Source organism: Sphingomonas segetis (genome assembly GCF_009720245.1).
GTDB lineage: Bacteria > Pseudomonadota > Alphaproteobacteria > Sphingomonadales > Sphingomonadaceae > Sphingomicrobium > Sphingomicrobium segetis.
This window is the reverse complement of record NZ_WJSQ01000177.1, coordinates 1-4,907: the sequence shown is the minus strand read 5'-3', so window position 1 is coordinate 4,907 and position 4,907 is coordinate 1. Positions and strand designations below refer to the sequence as shown.

Genomic DNA, 4,907 nt, shown 5'->3' with positions numbered 1-4,907 from the left:
CGACGCTCAAGAGCCTCGGCGCCGAACGCGAAGCCAAGCGGCGGATCGCGGTGCTCGGCCCGATGCGCGAGCTCGGCGAGCATAGCGGAGCGCTCCACGCCGGCCTCGCGCCGGCGGTCGTCGACGCCCATGTCGACCGCCTGATCCTGATCGGCGACGAAATGCGCCCGCTCGCCGAAAAGGTCGTCGGCACCATCTCGTTCGATCTCGTGTCGAGCGTCGACGAAGCGACCGACGCGCTGATGCAGATGATCGCGCCGGGCGATACGGTGCTCGTCAAGGCGTCGAATTCCGTGGGGCTGGCCAGGTTGGTGGAGCGGGTGGCAGGGGGCGTCGCATGCTCTACGTGATCGCCGACCAGCTCGGCTTCCCCGGCGTCCTTAACCTCATTCGCTACATCAGCTTCCGCGCCGGCGCTGCGGCGGGCACCGCGCTGCTGATCGGGCTGCTGCTCGGCCCATGGTTCATCGGCTGGCTGCGCAAGACGCAGGGCAAGGGCCAGCCGATCCGCGAGGACGGCCCGCAGAGCCATCTCGCGAAACGCGGCACGCCGACGATGGGCGGCCTGCTGATCCTGATTTCGGTGTCGATTTCGGTCCTCCTGTGGATGGACCTGACCAACCCCTATGTCTGGGCGTGCCTGCTCGTCACCGGCGGCTTCGGGCTGATCGGCTGGCTCGACGATTACGACAAGGTCAAGAAGGCGCACCACGCCGGCCTCTCGGGCAAGACTCGCCTGTTCCTTGAGTTCGTGATCGCGGGCGTCGCCACCTGGCTGATGATCCGCACCGGCGGCACCGGGCTGCACCTGCCGTTCGTCAAGGAAACGGTGGCCGACCTCGGCTGGTTCTATATCGTCTTCGGCGCGTTCGTGATCGTCGCGTTCGGCAATGCGGTGAACCTTACCGACGGGCTCGACGGGCTTGCGACCATGCCGGTCGTCATCGCCTCGATCGCCTTCCTTCTGATTTCCTACCTTGTCGGGAACGCCAAATTCGCCGCCTATCTCGGAATCCCGCACATCCCGGGCGTCGGCGACCTGACCGTCCTGCTGCTCGCCATCGTCGGCGGCTGCCTCGCCTTCCTGTGGTTCAACGCGCCGCCCGCCGCGGTCTTCATGGGCGACACCGGAAGCCTCGCGCTCGGCGGCGCGCTCGGCGCGATCTCGGTCGCGACCCACCACGAGTTCGTGCTCGCGATCGTCGGCGGGATTTTCGTCGTCGAGGCGCTGAGCGTCGTCATCCAGGTCGCGGTCTACAAGCGCACGGGAAAACGCGTGTTCCTGATGGCCCCGATCCACCACCATTTCGAACATCTCGGCTGGTCGGAGCCGACCGTCGTGATCCGCTTCTGGATCATCAGCTTCGTGCTCGCGCTGGCCGGGCTGGCCACGCTCAAGCTGCGGTGATCAGCGCACGCGCCTTCGCGGGCAAGCATTACGCGGTGTACGGGCTGGCGCGGTCGGGGATCGCGACGGTCGAAGCGCTGCTTGCCAGCGGCGCGAAGGTGACGGCGTGGGACGACAGGCTGCTCACCGGCGAAGGCCGGGGCCCAGGCCGCTGCGAAGCAGCGGTTCCCGCTGCCCTGGACCCCGGCCTTCGCCGGGGCACAGAATTGACCAACCTCAACGAGGCCGACCTCGCCCAGTTCGACAGCCTCGTCGTCACCCCCGGCCTCCCGCTCAACCGCCACCCGATCGCTGAGCGCGCCCGTGAGGCGGGCGTCGAGATAATCGGCGACATCGAGCTGTTCGCCCGCGCCCGGCCCGAGCTTCCGCCGCACAAGGTGGTCGGCATCACCGGCACCAACGGCAAGTCGACCACCACCGCGCTCGTCCGCCACATCCTAAAGACCGCCGGCGTGCCGGCGACCATGGGCGGCAACATCGGGCTGCCGATTCTGTCGCAGGACCCGCTCCCCGAAGGCGGCGTCTATGTGCTGGAGTTGTCGAGCTACCAGATCGACCTGACGCAGAGCCTCGATTGCGATGTCGCTGTGCTGCTGAACATCACGCCCGATCATCTCGATCGATACGCCAGCTTCGAGGCATACGCTGCCTCAAAGGTGAGGCTGTTTGAAATGCAATCGCCGGAGCACAGAGCGGTGATTGCCACGGACTCAGACCTTACGCGCAGAATTGCGAAGTCCGTCGGAAAACGTGCCGTGACAGTCCGCACCAACAGGGGGCCACTCTTCGGAGGAAAGAAGCAAATAGCTTGGGACTATGACTCCTCTGTGGAAGTCGAAGATTGGCCTGCCTTGCGTGGCCCACACAATCTTCAGAACGCTGCCGTCGCAGTGCAAGCCGTGAGCGAGGTCATCCCGCTCATGGCCGCGGAGGTTCGTGAAGCACTCCGCACCTACCCGGGCCTGCCGCACCGGATGGAACGCATCCGCGAGAAGCACGGAATCCTCTTTGTCAACGACAGCAAGGCGACCAACCCGACCGCGGCGGCTCCGGCACTCGCCGCATTCGAAAAAATCCGCTGGATACTCGGCGGGCAGGCGAAGACCGACAATCTCGACGAATGCGCGCCACATTTCGCTCACGTTCGCTCGGCCTACACGATCGGTGAGGCTGGCGAATTGTTCGCACGGCTCTTGTCGCCGCACATGTCTGTGAAAAACTGTGGAAAACTGAACGCCGCGGTGCGCCAGGCGGCTGCGGATGCCGAGGCCGGTGATACGGTGCTGCTGTCCCCGGCCTGCGCGAGCTTCGACCAGTTTCGCGATTTCGAGGACCGGGGGGACCAGTTCCGGGAGTTGGTGGGGGGACTATGATCAAGGGCATCTCGGGCCAGATCAAGGCCAAGGCCGCGTTAATGGACCCGAACCATTACGGCCGCTCCGACACCAGCGCGATCGGCCGCTGGTTCTGGGAGATCGACAAGGTTCTGCTGCTGCTGGTGACGGTGTTGATCGCGATCGGGCTGATCGCCGTCGCCGCCGCGTCGCCCGCCGCCGCCCACCGCTATTCGGGCGGCGACGTCCGCTTCTCCGAACTTTATTATTTCTGGCGCCAGCTCGCCTGGATCATGATCGGCGTTCCGGTGATGATCGGCGTCTCGATGCTCCCGCGCGATCGGGCGCGGCGGTTGTCGCTGCTCGGCGCGGCGATCTTCTTCGCCTTGCTCATCCTCGTTCCGATCGTCGGCCCCGAGCGCAACGGCGCGCGACGGTGGATCGAGTTCGGCCTCGGCCAGGTGCAGCCGTCGGAGTTCCTCAAGCCCTTTTTCGTCGTATCGATGGCTTGGCTGCTGAGCCTCAGGGAAGCCGACAAGTCGCTCCCGGTCTATCCGATCTCGGCGGTCGTGGTTGGCGGCGTCGCCTTCCTGCTGATGAAGCAGCCCGACTTCGGAAGCACGATCATCTTCTGCGCGGTGTGGGTCGCGATGCTTGCCCTGGCCGGCGTGTCGATCCGGATCCTCGGCGGCCTCGCAGTCGCCGGCGTTGCCGGGATCATCCTCGCATATTTCTTCTACGACGTGGCGACCGCGCGCATCGACGAATTCCTGTTCGGCACCGGCGACCGCTTCCAGGTGGAAAATGCGATGCGGACGCTGACGGCGGGCGGGCTGTTCGGCATGGGCCCGGGCGGCGGCACGCGCAAGTTCGGCCTGCCCGAGCCGCATACCGATTACATCTTCTCGGTCGTGGGCGAGGAATTCGGCCTTATCGCCTGCCTCGCCATCGCGGCGCTCTACCTCGGCATCGTCGCGCGGGTCCTGATCAAGCTGCTCGATGAGGAATCGCCCTTCGCGATCCTCGCCGCCGCCGGGCTCGCGATAGAGTTCGGCCTCCAGGCGCTGATCAACATGATGGTCAACGTCCAGCTCGCCCCGTCGAAGGGCATGACGCTGCCGTTCATCAGCTACGGCGGCAGCTCGATGCTGGCGCTGTCGATCGGCATGGGCCTGCTGCTCGCCTTCACGCGCCGGAACCCCTATCTCACGCGTTCACCCTACGTCGTGAAGTGGAGCGGGGAGCAGCTGGCTACATGAACTTCGTGCTGGCCGCCGGTGGAACAGGCGGGCACATGATCCCGGCGCATGCGCTCGCGGCCGAGCTTCGCGCTCGCGGCTACGGCGTGCTGCTGATCACCGACGAGCGCGGCGCGCGCTTCCCCGGCCTGTTCGAGGGCGTTCCGGTGCACGTGCTTCCCGCCGGGCGATTGGGCGGCGGGCCGATCGGCCTGCTCAAGGCGCTTGGCGCGGTGGTCAAGGGCAGGGGCGAGGCCAAGCGCCTCTACCGCGAGCATCGGCCCGACGCAGTGGTCGGCTTCGGCGGCTATCCCGCTTTCCCGTCGCTGCTCGCCGCGAGCTCGATGAACATCCCGACCGTGCTGCACGAGCAGAATGCCGTGCTCGGGCGCGTCAACCGGCTGCTCGCTGGGGATGCGGAAGCAATCGGCACCGCCTTCAGCCGGATCGACCGCCTGAAGCCGAAGTTCCAGGATAAGGCCGTGCTGGTCGGTAACCCGGTGCGCGTGGAGATTGCCAAGCTCGGCGAGCTGCCGTTCCCGCCGTTCGACGAGGTCGCGCCGCTCAAGATCCTCGTCACCGGTGGAAGCCAGGGCGCCAGCATCTTGAGCAAGGTCGTACCGGCGGGCCTCGGCATGCTCGCCCCGCAGCTGCGGCGGCGGCTGCAGGTCGTCCAGCAATGCCGTCCGGAGGACATCGAGCGGGTCCGCGGCCAGTACGCCGATCTCGGGATCCCCGCCGAGCTCATGACCTATATCGAGGACATGCCCGACAAGTTCGCCGACGCGCACCTCGTGATCGGCCGCGCCGGGGCATCGACAGTCGCCGAGCTCAGCGTCGCCGGCCGGCCCGCGATCCTGGTGCCGTTCGCTGCCGCGACCGACGACCACCAGACCGCCAACGCGCGCGAAATGGTGCAGGCCGGCG

At 66.7% G+C, this 4,907-nt stretch carries 5 protein-coding genes; all 5 read left to right on the top strand.

From position 1 onward, the window contains the following. Positions 1–350: glutamate ligase domain-containing protein (locus GH737_RS15425; protein WP_420853453.1), on the top strand; the 350-nt coding region annotated here is incomplete at its 5' end. Further along, entirely contained in the window at positions 338–1,408 is a 1,071-nt protein-coding gene (mraY, locus tag GH737_RS12995) for a phospho-N-acetylmuramoyl-pentapeptide-transferase (RefSeq protein ID WP_155265227.1), read from the top strand. The genes GH737_RS15425 and mraY, both read left to right, overlap by 13 nt. Then, positions 1,405–2,781: a UDP-N-acetylmuramoyl-L-alanine--D-glutamate ligase gene (gene murD / locus GH737_RS12990; RefSeq protein WP_155265226.1), complete on the top strand. Its 1,377-nt coding sequence runs from the start codon at positions 1,405–1,407 to the stop codon at positions 2,779–2,781. Before mraY ends, murD begins: the two co-directional genes overlap by 4 nt. A gap of 41 nt (positions 2,782–2,822) precedes the next feature. Beyond that, complete coding sequence (locus tag GH737_RS12985; RefSeq protein WP_230558805.1) at positions 2,823–4,001, top strand: FtsW/RodA/SpoVE family cell cycle protein; 1,179 nt, start codon at positions 2,823–2,825, stop codon at positions 3,999–4,001. Continuing rightward, positions 3,998–4,907 (top strand): UDP-N-acetylglucosamine--N-acetylmuramyl-(pentapeptide) pyrophosphoryl-undecaprenol N-acetylglucosamine transferase (locus tag GH737_RS12980; protein WP_155265224.1); only part of this gene is annotated, 910 nt, incomplete at its 3' end. The genes GH737_RS12985 and GH737_RS12980, both read left to right, overlap by 4 nt.